Origin of the sequence: uncultured Brachybacterium sp., assembly GCF_947500705.1 — a bacterium.
Taxonomy (GTDB): domain Bacteria; phylum Actinomycetota; class Actinomycetes; order Actinomycetales; family Dermabacteraceae; genus Brachybacterium.
This window is the reverse complement of record NZ_CANMSY010000031.1, coordinates 1-426: the sequence shown is the minus strand read 5'-3', so window position 1 is coordinate 426 and position 426 is coordinate 1. Positions and strand designations below refer to the sequence as shown.

General features: G+C 67.8%; 1 protein-coding gene. It reads right to left on the bottom strand.

Annotated elements, in window-relative coordinates; translation table 11 throughout:
* Positions 1-165 precede the first annotated feature (165 nt).
* A partial coding sequence (locus Q0937_RS17935) for a transposase (protein WP_299306376.1) occupies positions 166-426 on the bottom strand: 261 nt, incomplete at its 5' end.

Below are 426 nucleotides of genomic sequence, written 5' to 3'. Positions count from 1 at the left end.
ACTCGGGGTCGTCGCGGTGGGCGTCCAGCAGAGCGTTGGCTCGATAGGCCTCGGTCAGCTCGGCTGTGGTGACCTGCTGGCGCCGCCAGCGATAGTAGGGCTGACGGGAGAGCTTCAAGACCCGCAGGGACACCGCGACGGGGATGCCGTCAGCGGCGAGCTCGCTCACGAGCGGGTAGAGCTTTTTCCCGGCAGGTTCGCCTGGGACAGGTAGGCGGCAGCACGGCGCAGGACCTCGTTCTCCTGCTCGAGCAACCGGATCCGCTTGCGGGCATCGCGCAGCTCGGTGGAATCCTCCCGGCTCTTGCCGGGGCGGTTGCCGTCGTCGATGTCGGCTTGGCGGATCCATTTGTGCAGCGTCATCTCGTGGACGCCGAAGTCCTTCGCGATCTGCGCGATCGTGACGCCGTCCTCACGGGACCGGGC